This window comes from Chitinophaga sp. (genome assembly GCF_035538455.1).
GTDB lineage: Bacteria > Bacteroidota > Bacteroidia > Chitinophagales > Chitinophagaceae > Chitinophaga.
In genome coordinates, this window is sequence record NZ_DATLKJ010000075.1 from 1 (window position 1) to 15271 (window position 15271).

Below are 15271 nucleotides of genomic sequence, written 5' to 3' on the forward strand. Positions count from 1 at the left end.
TCTTCGCTGCATTTTAAATATCTAAATACCTAAATAAATAAATCCCAAAATTGTATAGATTTTCTCAATACCTTTATGGATCAATTATTGGGAAAATGACGACGGTTCAATTGGAGTATATTGTAGCAGTAGACACCTACCGTAGTTTTGTTGTTGCGGCAGAGAAATGCTATGTAACACAGCCTACGCTGAGTATGCAGATACAGAAACTGGAAGATGAACTTGGCATTAAACTGTTTGACAGGAGCAAGTTACCGGTAGTACCTACTGAAATAGGCGTGGCTGTAATAGCGCAGGCCCGCACTATCCTTAAAGAAAATGCCCGCATCCGGGAAATCATTGCCGACCAGAAGAAAGAAGTACAGGGTAATCTCAAGGTAGGCATCATCCCTACACTCGCGCCTTACCTGCTTCCCCGTATTCTCACCGGCTTTATGAAGAAGTACCCGAAGGTAAAGCTGGAAATATGGGAATATCCCACAGAGCAGATCATCCAGCAACTAAAACAGGAGTTACTGGATTGTGGCTTGCTGGCCACTCCGCTACATAATCCACACCTGGAGGAACACCCGTTGTTCTACGAATCTTTTGTGGTATATACTGCCAAAAGTAACCCGCTGTACGACAAAAAAGTAGTGCGCACGGATGAGCTGGAACTAAATGATGTATGGCTGCTCAATGAAGGCCATTGCATGCGTAATCAGGTGCTCAATATCTGTAAGGACAAGTTCACTATGGGAGAGCACAAAAACCTGGAATACAATACCGGTAGTGTGGAAACACTGAAAAGAATGGTGGATCTGAACGAAGGGTATACAATCTTGCCGGAGCTCTCACTGCAGGACCTTTCGGCTCGTCAGCTTAATATGGTGCGTTATTTCAAAACACCGGAACCGGTTCGGGAGATCAGCCTGGTAACACATCGACACTTTATCAAACAGGCACTGATCGAGGCATTCAAAAAAGAGATACTGGCGCACGTGCCGGAGAAAACAAAGGTGCAAAAGAACAAGAAAGTAATCGAAATAAATATTTAGGAACCTATTTATTTGGGTATTTCGCTGCATTTAAAATAGCTAAATACCCAAATAAATAAATTCCTAAATACGCTAGCCTCTTGCAGGGGTATAATATTTCATGGCTTCAGGCATCAGCTGCTGCAGCTGTTGTACGCGCCTTGCATCACTGGGGTGTGTGCTGAGGAGTTCTGGTGGCTTGTTACCGCCACTCATATTGGCCATACGTTGCCAGAAAGGAATAGATTCCTGCGGGTTATACCCAGCCATAGCCATGAAGATCACACCAAGATGGTCAGCTTCCAGCTCATTCTGCCTGGAGAAAGCCAGCATTCCCATATTACCGCCAATGCCGAATGCCTGGTTAAAAATATTCACTGCCGTGGGGTTTTTACCCAGTGCTACCGAACCGGCAACCTGGATACCCTGAGCCAGCAGCCCCTGACTCATACGCTCATTACCATGGCGCGCAACTGCATGGGCGATCTCATGCCCCATTACACAGGCAAGAGCTGTTTCATTCTGTGTCACAGGAAGCAAACCCGTATACACCACTACCTTACCTCCCGGCATACACCAGGCATTCACGTCTTTACTGTTTACCAGATTGAACTCCCATTTATAACTTGCCACTTCATTTCCCATACCATGCTGGTTCATGTATTGGGTAACGGCAGCAGCTATACGCTGCCCAACCCGCTTCACCATATCAGCATCTTTACTGGTACCTTGTGCTACTACTTTATTCTCGGACAAAAATGACTGGTATTGCTGCAGCGCCATAGATTGCATGGTGCTTTCGGGGAGCAGGTTCAACTGACTACGGCCTGTAATGGGTACACGTGAACACGCAGCCATCATACTCATGCCGGCAGCAAAGAAAAATACGATCTTTTTCATGGGTGAATCAATTTTTAAAGAAAGCACTAAAATGCGAAAAGCATAAAGCAAAAAGCATGCACATTTACCGCAATACTTTTCGCTTTATGCTTTATTGGCTATAACTATACTAATTTTTCTCTTTCCTGTTTCTGAATAGCGGCACCTTACTTTCATTCCCCTTCAACAACCGGGTAATGTTTTTCTGATGCGTAAGTACCACCATTAATGCTACTGCTATTGCGAAAATGCGGTAAAAAATTTCAGGTTCGTTGAAAATGTAAAGTATCAGAATGGGGAACGCGATACTGGCAATAATTGAACTCAGTGAAACATACCTCGTCAGAAACAATATCATCAGAAACACACCAACACAGCATAATGCCACCAATGGCTGGATAGCCAGTACCAAGCCAAACAGTGTGGCAATGCCTTTACCACCGCGGAAATTTGCCCATATCGGAAAAATATGCCCAACTACAGCGGTAAGCCCCAGTCCTATCTGCAGATTTACCAGCTGTGTGAGATGTTCAGGATCATGATAGTAAGAGACAAGATAAGCGAGACGCACTGCCAACACACCCTTCAGCATATCCACCACCATAACAAAAGTACCTGCTTTAGGCCCGAGTATACGGAAGGTATTGGTAGCACCGGCATTGCCGCTGCCATAATCCCTGATATCCATGCCGAAAACACCTTTACTTACCCAAACAGCCGTAGGCACAGATCCAATCAGGTAAGCACAAATAAGCAATAAAATTTCTGTCATCACTATAAGTTAGGAATGCTAAGATAACAAATTCTATGTTAAAATTACGAGAATATTAGAAAAGTTTATAACACAAAAGTAGGATTATCAATACTTTTCATATAAACTTTAAATCTATAACACTATGCAACGCTGAATTGCAGCGCCAGCCAGTTGTCTTTCTCTATTTTTTTCTCTGCCGCAAAGCCGGAAGAGACGGCAGATGCCAGTATCGGGTCTTCATCAGAGGGCATAATGCCACTTAACAACAGTATCCCACCCGGCTTTAACAAACGACGCATATCCTTCATGAAATGCAACAGTACATTACAGTTGATATTTGCAAGGAGGATATCGTAGCTACCGGTAACTGTATCCAGGCTCTCAGCCTGCCAGACACGCACCTCCCCCGCTCCGTTGGCAGCAATATTCTCCAGAGTATTGTTCACTGCCCACTCGTCATTGTCAATAGCATCCACGTGAGTTGCCCCCATCATTTCCGCAAGTATGTATGGCCAGTATGCCGGTTCCTGTTCCAAAATCAAATACGTGACGGCCTTTAAAGTCAACCCCCTGCATCAGCTTTATCATAGAGGATGTTGTAGCGTGATGACCGGTACCAAAAGCCATTTTTGGCGTAATTACTATCTCATAGGCCGGCTTCGGATCAAACGGCGGATGAAAAGCAGCGCGGATACCACAAAAATCATCCACCTGCACCGGCTGAAAATTACTTTCCCATACAGCATTCCAGTTAACAGGCACTATCGTTTCTTTCGTATAGGTAATCTGATCAGGTCGTAATACCTGCAGCAACACCGCTTCATCAAAGTCAGTTTCAGCAATATAGGCAATCAGCCTGTCCGGCTGCTCCTCAAACCCCTCATAGCCAGCATCAGACAACTGTGCAATCAGTAAATCAGTCTGCTCTGCGCTCACCTGCATCGTAATAGCAATATGTGACATAAGTGGCAAATATAATCATTTGCCCTATATCGTTCCTCATCCGATAAAATCACTTCTCTCCTTTCCGCTTTTCATATTAAAAATATTATTTCTATATTTGATATACAAACAATATTATATATATCTATGAAAACACTCTTACTCCTGCTTGCCAGCATGGGCATTTACTGTTCTGGTATGGCCCAATTGGTAATTAAAATGCAGCAGCCCTTAGAACCAATGACAGACTCAGTGGTATATCAGACGGAAAATGCAGTGCTCACCTTTAGCCGGCAGGAACTGCTCAATTACATGACCAGTATGGATTCTACCCTACGTAACAGCAAATACAACAACCGCGTGTTCCGTCATATCCTGTTTGCCCAGTTCAATCCCGAGGATATGTCCAACCACTACCGCAAAGCCTACTGCTACCTGGAAGATACACTCAATCATGATCTCAGTTTTCATACCGATAAAATGTATCTGCTCTGGGCGGAAGACGGTGGCATTCTCCTCCCCTATGTAGAAGAAATACTGCCAGGCCTCCTTGCTGAAGGCAAACTTAAAGTGACTGACCGCAATACCAAAGCTGTGCAGCTCTCCTACAGACTTATCTATGAACCGATCAGGAATGAATCATACCGCGTATTCCGGCTGAACAGCGGCAAGGAAATATTCAGGGAAAGTACTTTCTGTGTCGAACAAATCACCCGAAGATAACAACCGGATATATTATAAAACAAGAAAGCAGTCCTTCGAAAAGGACTGCTTTCTTTTATTTCATTTCAGTTATCGGCTTTATTCTTCGTCGAAGGTAGGCTCCTGTGGTTTTTCAGGGCGGTCCTGACGTTCCGGACGGGGTCCACGGTCACCACCACGGTCACGGCTATCGCGTCTGTCTCCACCTCCACGTCTGTCGTCACGGGGACCACGGTCGCGTCTGTCGCCGCGATCTCCACGGTCGCCACGTTCTTCACGCTCCGGTTTTTCCACGTAACCTTCTGGCTTAGGCATCAGCACTTTGCGGCTCAGTTTGAACTTACCGGTTTTAGGATCTGTGCCCGTGAGTTTCACTTTTACCTTTTCACCTTCAGTCAGTACGCCATCCATTGTTTCCAGGCGTTTCCAGGAAACTTCAGAGATGTGGAGCAAGCCCTGTTTACCAGGCATAAACTCTACAAACGCACCATATGGCATGATTGATTTTACTACAGATTCGTATACTTCGCCAACTTCAGGGATGGCAACAATACCTTTAACCCATGCAACGGCTTTATCCAGACCTTCTTTCTGTACAGAGAAGATACTTACTTCGCCGGTTTCACCTACCTCTTCAATATTGATGGTAGTGCCTGTTTCACGCTGGATCTCCTGAATGATTTTACCACCCGGCCCGATCACAGCGCCGATAAATTCACGGTCAATGATCAGTTTCTCCATACGTGGAGCGTGCGGTTTAGGCTCAGGACGGGCAGCAGGAACAGCTTCATACATTGCCTCAACAATGTGCAGGCGGCCTTTCTTGGCCTGTTCCAGTGCAGAGCGCATTACATCCATGCTCAGACCGTCTACTTTAATATCCATCTGGATACCAACGATACCATCACGGGTACCGGTTACTTTGAAGTCCATGTCACCGAGATGGTCTTCATCACCGAGGATATCGGTAAGTACAGCCCATTTACCGTCAGATGCGCGGGAGATAAGACCCATTGCCACACCGGAAACGTGTTTCGGGAGAGGTACGCCGGCATCCATGAGAGCCAGTGAACCGGCGCAAACGGTAGCCATAGAAGACGAACCATTGGATTCAAGAATATCGGAAACCACCCTTACAGTGTATGCATAGTCACCACCCGGCATCATTTGCTTCAGAGAGCGCATGGCCAGGTTACCGTGACCTACTTCACGACGGCCGGGGCCGCGCATCATTTTCACTTCACCAGTAGAGAATGGAGGGAAGTTATAGTGCAGAATGAATTTCACGTAGTTGGAAACAGCTGCGCTTTCGATCAGTAGCTCATCTTCAGGAGTACCCAGTGTAACAGTAGTCAGAGACTGTGTTTCACCACGGGTAAATAAAGCAGAACCGTGAGGAGAAGGCAGAATGTCTGTTTCCATTGCCAGCGGACGTACCTCATCGAGTTTACGACCGTCAAGGCGAACGGATTCATCGAGGATCATGTTACGAATTACCTCTTTTTCCAGCGCATGGAAGTATTCACCTACCAACGGCTTGTCTTCTTCAGGTAATTCTTCTCCCAGGTGTGCTTTCAGTTCTTCGCTGATAGCAGCAAACGCATCACTGCGATCATGCTTGGCACTCGCTGATTTAGCTACCTGGTAGATTTTATCTTTTGCAAAAGCAATTACTTTCTCTTTGAGTTCTTCGTTCTGGTGAGGCTGCGCAAATTCACGTTTACCTTTCACACCTTTCTGGTCGCGCAGTTCTTCCTGGGCTTTCACCTGAACCTTGATAGCAGCATGCGCTGCCTCAATAGCCTGGATCAGGTCTTCTTCCTGGCACTCTTTACTTTCACCTTCCACCATCATGATGTTCTTGTCGGTAGCACCGATGATGAAATCCATGTCGGCTTTGGCCAGGTCGGAACGGTTAGGATTGATAACATATTTACCTTCTATGCGGGCAACGCGTACTTCTGAGATGATTTCCTGAATGGGAACATCTGAAACGGCGAGCGCAGCTGAAGCAGCCAGACAAGCCAGCGCATCAGGCATTACCTCAGGATCTGAGGAGATGAGGGTAACAAGTACCTGTACTTCACAAAAATAATTGTCGGGGAACAGTGGGCGCAATGCGCGGTCTATCAGACGGGAGATCAGGACTTCATAATCAGACAATCTGCCTTCACGTTTGAAGAAAGAGCCTGGAATACGGCCGGCTGAAGCAAATTTTTCCTGGTAGTCAACAGTAAGCGGGAAGAAGGACTGGCCTGGCTTGGGTTCTTTGGCTGCTACCACAGTGGCCAGCAGGATTGCATTTCCCAAACGCACCGTAACAGCTCCATCAGCCTGGCGGGCTAACTTACCGGTTTCGATGGTCACCACTCGACCGTCTCCTATATCGAATTTCACTGAGATAGGTGTCAGATTCATAAAAAAGTGAGGATTAAAAATAAAGTTATTCTTTTTTCATCGCAGAAAGAACAACAAAACGTATACATACAAAAAAACTATTCCCAACCAGAAAGTTGGGAATAGCGCTATAATTAAGTCTTGGTTATTTTCTGATACCTAACTTCTCAATGAGGGCACGGTAGCCGGAGAGGTTGGTTTTAGAAAGATAAGAAAGCAAGCGTTTTCTCTGACCTACCATTTTCATCAGACCACGGTGGGTAGAGAAATCTTTTTTGTTTTGTTTCAGGTGATCGGAAATGCTGTTGATACGCTCAGTCAGCAGGGCAATTTGCGCTTCTACAGAGCCTGTATTTTTCTCGCTTCCACCAAATTCCTTAAAAATATTGGCTTTCTTTTCAACAGTTAAGTAAGACATCTTTAATAATAATAAGTAATAATAATTTTTTGTCGCTATTTTTCCGGTGCAAAGGTAATCTAAAAAATACGAATTACCAATAAAGCTGGAATTTAATAATTAGTACTGAATAATTCATAACTATAATCTACTCTTACTCAGTATTATTATGCAGAAAAATTCACCGCCGCATTATCTATCACATGCCCGTTTTCCGTGCGCAGCACCCTGGATGGGAATTTCTGCAGCACAATGTAATCATGAGTAGCCATCACAATAGCGGTACCTTCCCGGCAAATACGGAACAACAGCTGCATAATACCGTCGGAAGTCTCCGGATCCAGGTTACCGGTAGGCTCATCAGCCAGAATCAGTCTGGGAGAGTTGAGCATTGCCCTTGCTATATCCACACGCTGCTGCTCGCCACCCGATAGTTCATAAGGCATTTTAAAACCCTTGGTTCCCAGCCCCACCTTCTCCAGTACATCCGTTATCTTGTCCTCCATCTGCTTATTATCCTGCCAGCCGGTAGCACGCAGCGCAAATTTCAGGTTGTCGTGTACATTACGGTCTGTCAGCAGCTGGAAATCCTGGAAAACCACACCCAGGTTACGACGCAGGTAAGGCACCTTCTTCCAGTCCATCTTCTTCAGATCAAAACCTACAACCTGCCCGGTACCTTCACGCAAAGGCAGATCTCCGTAAAGGGTCTTCAGCAGACTCGATTTGCCGGTACCAGTCTTCCCGATAAGGTATACAAACTCTCCTTTATTGACAGTAACATTCACATCAGACAAAATCAGTGAGTTCCCCTGGTATATACTGGCATTTGTTAATTGTATAATAGGCTGTTCGGGCGTCATGTCCTTTATTTAAGCATTTAAGCGGTTAGTATACAGGCAAAAATAACCAATTAAGACATAACTCGTTGTGTTAATGTGTATAAAATTCAATCACTCATTTTCATTAAACTAAAAAAATAGTTGCAAAACTACTTTTTTAGTTATACATTTAAACAAGTAAACGTGAAGCACATGAAACAGCTTACCAAAGCCGAAGAACAGGTAATGCAGGCCCTCTGGCAGACAGGCCCCGCATTTGTGAAAGATATTATTGAAGTAATGCCTGATCCCAAACCTCATTACAACACAGTATCCACCCTTATCAAAATACTGATGGAGAAAGGATTTGTAGACTATAAAGCCTTCGGCAAATCACACCAGTATTTTGCCCTTATCACCAAAGACGCATACAGCCACAAAACCGTCAACAACCTGGTAAAAGGCTATTTTGGCGGCTCCTTCAGCAACCTGGTATCCTTCTTCGTAAAAGAAAAAGAACTTAGTATAAACGACCTGGAAAAACTAGTACAAAAGATTAAAAACACCCAAAAACCCAAGCCATGATAGTTATCGCCTCCTACCTGGCCAAAGTGGCACTGTGCAGCGCTGTACTCTACACTTATTACTTTATTGCGCTACGCAACAACCGCTTTCATCAGTGGAACCGGTATTACCTGATACTGATAACACTGCTGTCACTCATTGTTCCATTCTTCCAGATTCCGCTGCCAGCAGCGCCTTCATCTCCATCCATGTTTTATAGCTACACGGAAAAGATGGTCACCCTGGGCCAGACCGTAGCTCCTCAGAAAGATCCCGGACTTCTTCTTCGTACGGGCGTAATGTTTATATACGGCGCCATCATCATATTCTTACTCGCACGCCTGTTGATGAACATTGTACATATCAGACAACTGGTACGCCGCAACAACGTACAGCATATTCCCCCATGCCGGTTTGTGAAAGGGGAAGAAATACAAGCACCTTTCTCCTTCTTCAACTATATTTTCTGGAACAATAACATTCCCCTTGAGACGGAAGAAGGCAGGCAGATACTGCGTCATGAAATGGTACACCTGCGCGATAAACACAGCGCCGATAAACTACTGCTGGAAATCATTACCAGCATATACTGGATCAATCCCTTCTTCCATATTATCAAACGGGAACTGGCACTGATCCATGAGTTTATTGCAGATAACAAAGCCGCCGGGGAAGAAGTCCCGGAATACGCACAAACCATTCTGCAAATGGCCTTTCAGAGCAAACAACTTACAATCGTCAATAGCTTTTTCCATCCGCCGTTGATGCGCCGGATCAATATGCTTACGCAGTTCAGAACACCGCGCTTCAGCTATATGCGCCGCCTGCTGGTACTGCCACTGATAGCATTTGTTTTCTGTTCCCTGACCTTTTGTACCAACAAACAATCTTCCGCCATTCGACCACTGTCAGTCAAAAACGGGGAACAGACATCTGCTACGTCTCAAAAGGAAGAAGTATTCACATTCGTGGAGTATCCACCCAAGTATCCTGGCGGAGAAGAAGAATTAGCCAGGTATCTCTCCCACAATATTAGATATCCGAGACAAGCACAGGAAAACGGTATTTCAGGAACCGTGTTTGTTCAGTTTGTGGTAGATAAAGAAGGATATATAAAAGATCCAAGAGTAGTAGGAAAAACCAGAGGCGGCGGACTTGAAGAAGAAGCCCTGCGTGTGATAGCGGAAATGCCGCGCTGGGTACCGGGCACACAGAACGGACAACACGTAGCCGTTCAGTTTAACCTTCCCATCAGATTTACATTGCAGGAGTAGCTATTAGGTTTAGTAGTAAGCCATTTGTTTAATGGCTTACTACTAAAAAACTGTCTAATTATATACAAAGGTTCCGGCTGGCGCGTTTACAGTTACCTGTTTCTGCGGAGCAGCTTCTACACGGCCAATAATCTGTGCTTCGATATTGAAGCTTTTAGAGATGCTGATAATATCAGCTGCAATAGCTTCTGGCACATACAACTCCATCCTGTGGCCCATGTTGAATACCTGGTACATTTCTTTCCAGGAGGTACCGGATTGTTCCTGAATAAGAGTGAATAAAGGCGGCACAGGAAACAGGTTATCCTTGATCACATGAAGCCCCTCAATAAAGTGCAGCACTTTGGTTTGTGCACCACCGCTGCAATGAACCATTCCATGAATCTGCGGGCGGAACTGCTCCAACACTTTTTTGATTACCGGCGCATAAGTACGCGTAGGTGATAATACAAGTTTACCAGCATCCACAGCATCAAAACCTGGGATCTCAATCTTTTCTGTCAATGATTTCTTCCCACTGAACACCAGCTCAAACGGGATATTCGGATCAAAACTCTCCGGATATTTTTTAGCAATTTCTTTGTTAAATACGTCGTGGCGGGCGCTGGTCAGGCCGTTGCTGCCCATACCTCCATTATAGGCAGTTTCGTAGGATGCCTGTCCGTAAGAAGCCAACCCTACCACTACATCGCCAGCCTGGATACGATCGTTGGAGATCACATCGGTACGTTTCATCCTGCCGGTTACGGTGGAGTCTACGATGATAGTACGTACGAGGTCGCCTACATCAGCGGTCTCACCGCCAGTGGAGTAAATACCGATACCATGGTTGCGCAGCTCTTCCAGGATCTCTTCTGTGCCATTAATGATAGCAGCGATCACTTCTCCCGGCACCAGCTGCTTGTTACGCCCGATAGTGGAAGAAAGAAGGATATTATCAGTAGCACCTACGCATAGCAGGTCATCAATATTCATGATGATAGCATCCTGTGCAATGCCTTTCCACACACTGATATCACCGGTTTCTTTCCAGTAGATGTAGGCCAGTGAAGATTTGGTTCCTGCACCGTCAGCATGCATGATGTTGCACCACGCTTCATCACCGCCCAGGATATCAGGCACTATCTTACAAAAAGCTTTCGGGAACAGACCTTTATCAATGTTCTTAATGGCATTATGCACATCTTCCTTACCTGCTGAAACACCACGCTTGGCGTAAATATTATTATCCACCGGAAAAAAATGATTAAAACAGTAAAATAAATGGAATGAAGAATTATGATGTCCTTCAGGCTGCAAAAGTAACAGATTCCGTGCAGAATGCCCGATGAATGTGTTACTTTTGCACCGCGTTTTTGACTGTTATTGAATTATATGCAGGTTCACAGGGATTTAGACCACTTACCGGTATTCCGCAATGCTGTTATTACTATTGGCACATTTGACGGCGTACATGCAGGACACCGCTTTATATTGCAACAGCTGGAGCAGGCTGCTGCCAGCTGTGGGGGCGAAACGGTTATCATTACATTTGACCCGCACCCCAGGGAAGTATTGCTCCCCAAGCCCAACAACATAAGATTGTTAACCACGTTACAGGAGAAAATATCGTTGCTGGAAGGCAGCGGGGTACATCACCTGGTAGTGGTTCCATTCACACAGGCATTCTCTGAACTCTCCGCCCGCGAGTACCTGGAAGACTTTCTGATTGCACGCTTCAAGCCCAACACTATCATCATTGGATATGATCACCGCTTTGGTCACAACCGGGAAGGCGGACTTGAACTGCTGGAAGCCGAACAGGAAAAATACGGTTTCAGGCTCATTGAGATCCCGCAGCAAGTGGTTCATGACCTCATAGTAAGCTCCACCAAGATCCGTAAAAGTCTGCAGGAAGGAGATATACAGCTGGCCAACGAACTGCTGGGCTACCCCTATTTCATGTCAGGTGAAGTAGTGCACGGCGACAAAATGGGCCGGCAGCTGGGTTATCCCACCGCCAACCTCCGCCTGGCCGATGAAAGAAAACTGATCCCTGCGGAAGGCATCTACGCCGTGCGGGTGCTGGTAGCGGGTAAGCCAGCCCCCATTCCCGCTGTTATGAGTATCGGGTTCCGTCCCACATTCAATGGAACAGACCTCCGGCTGGAAGTGCACATCTTTGATTTCAATGAAGATCTGTACGGACAGCAGCTCACCGTTTATTTTGAATCATACATCCGGGCTAACCAGAAGTTTGACGACATAAAAGCGCTGATAGTACAGATGGATAACGACTCTGCAAAAGCCAGGACGATCCTGGGAAGCTGAGTAGCTCCCGTTAATACATCACCTTATACATCAGTTCCTTCATCAGTTCGCCGTCTTCAACACCACTATCGTTAATGCCTATACTCCGCAGGTTATACTGATGCAGGAGGAGTACCGCTTTTTCTGTACCTTCCGGGCCATACTGGCGGGCGGCGTTGAGATAATCCTTCACAAAAAAAGGATGAACTCCCAGTGCAGAAGCAATTTCCTTCTCCCCTCCCTTTACACTGAACACAAGATTTACTTTAGCAAAGAAATTATATAAGGCTGGCAACGTCATCTGTATGGGCGCAGCTTTGGGGTTGGCGGCAAAATAGCCAATGATGCGAAAAACCTTATCCGCATTCTTTTGCCCAAGAGCATTTTGTAATTCAAATACATTGTACTCCTTACTGATACCCACATATTTCTCAATATCCCCTTCATCAATCTTTTTCTGAGCAGGCAGGTTAACAAGTAATTTATCTATTTCATTGGCAATGCGCGAGAGGTCATTGCCAATATGATCTACCAACAAAATAGCTGCTTTCTGTGAAATGGCCAGTCCGCGGCTAGTTACATAAGTCTCCGCCCAGGCCGGCAGCTGGTTATCATACAGCTTTTTGGCAGAGAGCATTACCCCTTTCTCTTTAATAAGCTTGGCCATTTTACTACGGCCGTCAATTTTACCCTGTTTATGAGCCACCACAAAAATGGTGGTGTTGAGCGGATTATCAATATAGGTTTCCAGTTTGAGCAGATCCCTCATAGCCTGCGCTTCCTTGAGAACCACCACCTGCCTCTCCGCGAACATGGGATACCGTCGGCAAGCGTTGATTACTGTACTCCAGTCTGTATCCTTACCATACAGCACAGTAAGGTTGAATCCTTTCTCAGCTTCATCCAACAGTTCATGTTCCGCATAGCTCGTCACCTGGTCTATAAAAAATTCTTCTTCTCCTTCCAGCCAGTATAACGGTCGGAATTTTTGCTGTTTCCAATCTTTGATAATATCCTGGTACTCCATTTTTTCAACTTTAACCTACAATAATAATATCCGCGGGATTCAGCAGCGGTAACCGTTTGAAGCGAAGCAGGAGCTGAGCCACTGCCACCACATCTTTCTGGCAATAGGCCGCGATCCGCGGCAGGTCTTTATCCTGCCAGTATACCCTGCCCACCATGCTGCCGTCAATATCATCCTTGGGGGTTTCTACGCCAAGGATGGCTGTAAGCAGCTTAAGGGAGGTATAATGTTTAAAATCCCCGAAGCGCCACAGATGCAGGGTATCAAGCATGGGAACTTCCCACGGTTTGAAACCATGCAGCTGTAAAGGCTGCGGCAAAGATAAATGATGAATAACAGACCTTCGGCAAATAAAAGGAATATCAAATTCCCGGATGTTGTGCCCCGCAAACTGGAAGCGGGGATACTTCGCATAGAATTTATTTACCAATTCTAAAAACCCATTCAATACAACTGATTCATCATCATTATAAAACGACTTCAACCGTAAAGAATAGTGATTATGCTCCAGGTGGAAAAAGCCGACTGAAATGCATACAATACGGCCAAATTCCGCGTAGATGCCAGCTCTGTCTGCATATCCCTCTGCAGGGTTTTCGGATTCTGGCGCAATTTTTGCCATTTTCTCCTGCCAGAGCTGTTGCATGTCCATAGATAAATGCTCCAGTGCCGGAGCACCGGGGGTTGTTTCTATGTCCAACACTAATAACTGATCTAATGCAATGTTCGGTAACACGTTTGAGAAACTATTTTATATATTTCTGAATATGATAATATTTATCTCTATTTTTGAATAACGATTTTTAACCATATAACAATTAAACATAAAAACAAAACAACTATGACGGAGAACACTTTTAACACGCCTGCACCGGGCTCACCCGGATCAGAAAAACCACGCAGCCGCAATGGTCTAATTTACGGTATTTTAATTGCTGCGCTCGCAGGCACCTGGATTTATATGTTGTATGATAAAAACAAATCCAGCGAACAGATCGTCCAGAAAAATGTGCAAATAGACTCAATTTCTTCTTCCCGCGACGCCCTACAACAGGAGTACAACGCTGCCAACGCCCGTCTTGACGACCTGATCTCTCAAAACACCAGGATGGATAGCCTTGTAAAAACCAAGGACAAAGAAATTCAGGACATGAAGGCAAGGATCTCCAGCATCCTGAGCAACAAAAACGCTACGCAGGCTCAGCTTGCTGAGGCACGCCGCCTGATAGAACAACTGAAAGGTAACATTGATGGCTATCAGCAGACTATTGAGCGCCTGGAAGGTGAAAAAATTGTACTGGCCGGTGAAAGAGATGTAGCCCGTAAAGAAAGGGACTCTGTATCCACCGTTAAAGACAGCCTGAACAAAAAAGTAGACCTTGGCTCCGTACTTCATGCTTCCAATATTAAACTGCAGCCAATCAGAGTTAAGCACAACGGCAAAGAAATTGAAACCAGCAAAGCTAAACGTGCCGATATGATGCGCGTATCCTTTGACCTGGATGATAACAGAATCGCTCCTACCGGCGACAAAGAGATCTACGTAGCCATTACCGCTCCTGACGGCTCTCCTCTCGCAGTAGAAGCACTCGGTTCAGGCAGATTCACCCTGGAAGATGGTACCGAAAAATTATACACCACCAAGAAAACAGTGGCATATGTTACCGGTCAGAAACAAAGCATAAGCATGGACTGGAAACAAAACTCCGATTTCAAACCAGGTGATTATGCAGTTGAGATTTATCACAACGGTTACAAAATTGGTCAGGGCAAAGTAACCCTGAGAAAAGGCGGACTGTTTTAATTCCAATAGTGTTTTACTAAAGATATCCGGCGGGATGGAACCAGGTTCCATCCCGCTTTTTTCATCCCAAAACGTCAAAATTTGCCGTTTTGGCTGAATTAACCTGAAAGATGAACCCAGGCATATCATGCAACCATAGCACACCCTCAGGACATCCCCGCATCAAGTCCACCTCATATCCGCATTTCCTTCGGTATTACTATACTATACATTCGATATCACTACGACATACAGATATCCCATACGGGACAGATGCATATTAATCCTTCTCATTCCCTTTCCAGGGAAGAAGGTATGCTTTTGCTTTCCCATTTTCTCCTGTTTAGTCTCCTAAAGGCCTGTTTCTGATATTTTTTTCTCCAGATTCGATTTGTTAACGATTAGTTATTGATAAAAAGTCATATA

Annotated in this window: 16 protein-coding genes; 6 read left to right on the top strand and 10 right to left on the bottom strand. The window is 45.3% G+C overall.

Annotated elements, in window-relative coordinates:
• The first annotated feature begins 95 nt into the window (after window positions 1-95).
• Window positions 96-1037: a hydrogen peroxide-inducible genes activator gene (locus VM802_RS08440; protein ID WP_325529391.1), complete on the top strand. Its 942-nt coding sequence runs from the start codon at window positions 96-98 to the stop codon at window positions 1035-1037.
• Window positions 1038-1109: 72 nt separating this feature from the next.
• Here the strand turns inward: VM802_RS08440 and VM802_RS08445 are convergent, their stop codons facing one another.
• The 4 genes from VM802_RS08445 to VM802_RS08460 form a co-directional block, all read right to left on the bottom strand.
• Window positions 1110-1916: a M48 family metallopeptidase gene (locus tag VM802_RS08445; RefSeq protein WP_325529392.1), complete on the bottom strand. Its 807-nt coding sequence runs from the start codon at window positions 1914-1916 to the stop codon at window positions 1110-1112.
• A gap of 109 nt (window positions 1917-2025) precedes the next feature.
• Complete coding sequence (plsY, locus tag VM802_RS08450) at window positions 2026-2667, bottom strand: glycerol-3-phosphate 1-O-acyltransferase PlsY (RefSeq protein WP_325529393.1); 642 nt, start codon at window positions 2665-2667, stop codon at window positions 2026-2028.
• 122 nt (window positions 2668-2789) lie between these two features.
• Window positions 2790-3143, bottom strand: a complete 354-nt coding sequence (locus VM802_RS08455; protein WP_325529394.1) for a 50S ribosomal protein L11 methyltransferase — start codon at window positions 3141-3143, stop codon at window positions 2790-2792.
• Window positions 3112-3612 (bottom strand): 50S ribosomal protein L11 methyltransferase, encoded by a 501-nt coding sequence (locus tag VM802_RS08460; RefSeq protein WP_325529395.1) that lies wholly within the window; start codon window positions 3610-3612, stop codon window positions 3112-3114. Before VM802_RS08460 ends, VM802_RS08455 begins: the two co-directional genes overlap by 32 nt.
• A 126-nt stretch (window positions 3613-3738) precedes the next feature.
• Between VM802_RS08460 and VM802_RS08465 the strand changes: the two genes are divergently transcribed.
• Window positions 3739-4314, top strand: coding sequence for a hypothetical protein (locus VM802_RS08465; RefSeq protein ID WP_325529396.1), 576 nt, complete (start codon window positions 3739-3741; stop codon window positions 4312-4314).
• 78 nt (window positions 4315-4392) lie between these two features.
• Here the strand turns inward: VM802_RS08465 and VM802_RS08470 are convergent, their stop codons facing one another.
• From VM802_RS08470 to VM802_RS08480, 3 genes are all read right to left on the bottom strand, one after another.
• The gene (locus tag VM802_RS08470; RefSeq protein WP_325529397.1) at window positions 4393-6711 is read right to left on the bottom strand and encodes a polyribonucleotide nucleotidyltransferase; all 2319 of its coding nucleotides are present in this window, start codon (window positions 6709-6711) and stop codon (window positions 4393-4395) included.
• 124 nt (window positions 6712-6835) lie between these two features.
• Window positions 6836-7108: a 30S ribosomal protein S15 gene (gene rpsO / locus VM802_RS08475; protein WP_325529398.1), complete on the bottom strand. Its 273-nt coding sequence runs from the start codon at window positions 7106-7108 to the stop codon at window positions 6836-6838.
• 146 nt (window positions 7109-7254) lie between these two features.
• Complete coding sequence (locus tag VM802_RS08480) at window positions 7255-7950, bottom strand: cell division ATP-binding protein FtsE (RefSeq protein ID WP_325529399.1); 696 nt, start codon at window positions 7948-7950, stop codon at window positions 7255-7257.
• A 171-nt stretch (window positions 7951-8121) separates the two neighbouring features.
• Here VM802_RS08480 and VM802_RS08485 point away from each other — a divergent pair, with 171 nt between their 5' ends.
• Window positions 8122-8493, top strand: coding sequence for a BlaI/MecI/CopY family transcriptional regulator (locus VM802_RS08485; protein WP_325529400.1), 372 nt, complete (start codon window positions 8122-8124; stop codon window positions 8491-8493).
• Window positions 8490-9746: a M56 family metallopeptidase gene (locus VM802_RS08490; protein ID WP_325529401.1), complete on the top strand. Its 1257-nt coding sequence runs from the start codon at window positions 8490-8492 to the stop codon at window positions 9744-9746. The genes VM802_RS08485 and VM802_RS08490 overlap by 4 nt, the downstream gene beginning before the upstream one ends.
• 54 nt (window positions 9747-9800) lie before the next feature.
• On the opposite strand, the gene VM802_RS08495 is transcribed toward VM802_RS08490, so the two are convergent.
• Window positions 9801-10979, bottom strand: coding sequence for an AIR synthase related protein (locus VM802_RS08495; RefSeq protein WP_325529402.1), 1179 nt, complete (start codon window positions 10977-10979; stop codon window positions 9801-9803).
• Window positions 10980-11120: 141 nt separating this feature from the next.
• On the opposite strand from VM802_RS08495, the gene VM802_RS08500 reads away from it, so the two are divergent.
• Window positions 11121-12056, top strand: coding sequence for a bifunctional riboflavin kinase/FAD synthetase (locus VM802_RS08500; protein WP_325529403.1), 936 nt, complete (start codon window positions 11121-11123; stop codon window positions 12054-12056).
• A gap of 10 nt (window positions 12057-12066) precedes the next feature.
• Here the strand turns inward: VM802_RS08500 and holA are convergent, their stop codons facing one another.
• Window positions 12067-13062 carry a DNA polymerase III subunit delta gene (holA, locus tag VM802_RS08505; protein WP_325529404.1) on the bottom strand — a complete coding sequence of 332 codons (996 nt, stop codon included), beginning with the start codon at window positions 13060-13062 and terminating at the stop codon, window positions 12067-12069.
• A 10-nt stretch (window positions 13063-13072) separates the two neighbouring features.
• Window positions 13073-13798: a ribonuclease H-like domain-containing protein gene (locus tag VM802_RS08510; RefSeq protein WP_325529405.1), complete on the bottom strand. Its 726-nt coding sequence runs from the start codon at window positions 13796-13798 to the stop codon at window positions 13073-13075.
• A 105-nt stretch (window positions 13799-13903) separates the two neighbouring features.
• Here VM802_RS08510 and VM802_RS08515 point away from each other — a divergent pair, with 105 nt between their 5' ends.
• Entirely contained in the window at window positions 13904-14866 is a 963-nt protein-coding gene (locus tag VM802_RS08515) for a DUF8428 domain-containing protein (protein WP_325529406.1), read from the top strand.
• Window positions 14867-15271 lie beyond the last annotated feature (405 nt).

What these genes read in the sequence shown, in the direction of transcription:
- VM802_RS08460 (WP_325529395.1), bottom strand. Translation starts at nt 3,612, where the DNA reads ATGTCACATATTGCTATTACGATGCAGGTGAGCGCAGAGCAGACTGAT.
- VM802_RS08470 (WP_325529397.1), bottom strand. Translation starts at nt 6,711, where the DNA reads ATGAATCTGACACCTATCTCAGTGAAATTCGATATAGGAGACGGTCGA.
- VM802_RS08455 (WP_325529394.1), bottom strand. Translation starts at nt 3,143, where the DNA reads ATGATGGGGGCAACTCACGTGGATGCTATTGACAATGACGAGTGGGCA.
- VM802_RS08480 (WP_325529399.1), bottom strand. Translation starts at nt 7,950, where the DNA reads ATGACGCCCGAACAGCCTATTATACAATTAACAAATGCCAGTATATAC.
- VM802_RS08485 (WP_325529400.1), top strand. Translation starts at nt 8,122, where the DNA reads ATGAAACAGCTTACCAAAGCCGAAGAACAGGTAATGCAGGCCCTCTGG.
- plsY (WP_325529393.1), bottom strand. Translation starts at nt 2,667, where the DNA reads ATGACAGAAATTTTATTGCTTATTTGTGCTTACCTGATTGGATCTGTG.
- VM802_RS08465 (WP_325529396.1), top strand. Translation starts at nt 3,739, where the DNA reads ATGAAAACACTCTTACTCCTGCTTGCCAGCATGGGCATTTACTGTTCT.
- VM802_RS08500 (WP_325529403.1), top strand. Translation starts at nt 11,121, where the DNA reads ATGCAGGTTCACAGGGATTTAGACCACTTACCGGTATTCCGCAATGCT.
- VM802_RS08490 (WP_325529401.1), top strand. Translation starts at nt 8,490, where the DNA reads ATGATAGTTATCGCCTCCTACCTGGCCAAAGTGGCACTGTGCAGCGCT.
- VM802_RS08515 (WP_325529406.1), top strand. Translation starts at nt 13,904, where the DNA reads ATGACGGAGAACACTTTTAACACGCCTGCACCGGGCTCACCCGGATCA.
- holA (WP_325529404.1), bottom strand. Translation starts at nt 13,062, where the DNA reads ATGGAGTACCAGGATATTATCAAAGATTGGAAACAGCAAAAATTCCGA.
- VM802_RS08445 (WP_325529392.1), bottom strand. Translation starts at nt 1,916, where the DNA reads ATGAAAAAGATCGTATTTTTCTTTGCTGCCGGCATGAGTATGATGGCT.
- rpsO (WP_325529398.1), bottom strand. Translation starts at nt 7,108, where the DNA reads ATGTCTTACTTAACTGTTGAAAAGAAAGCCAATATTTTTAAGGAATTT.
- VM802_RS08440 (WP_325529391.1), top strand. Translation starts at nt 96, where the DNA reads ATGACGACGGTTCAATTGGAGTATATTGTAGCAGTAGACACCTACCGT.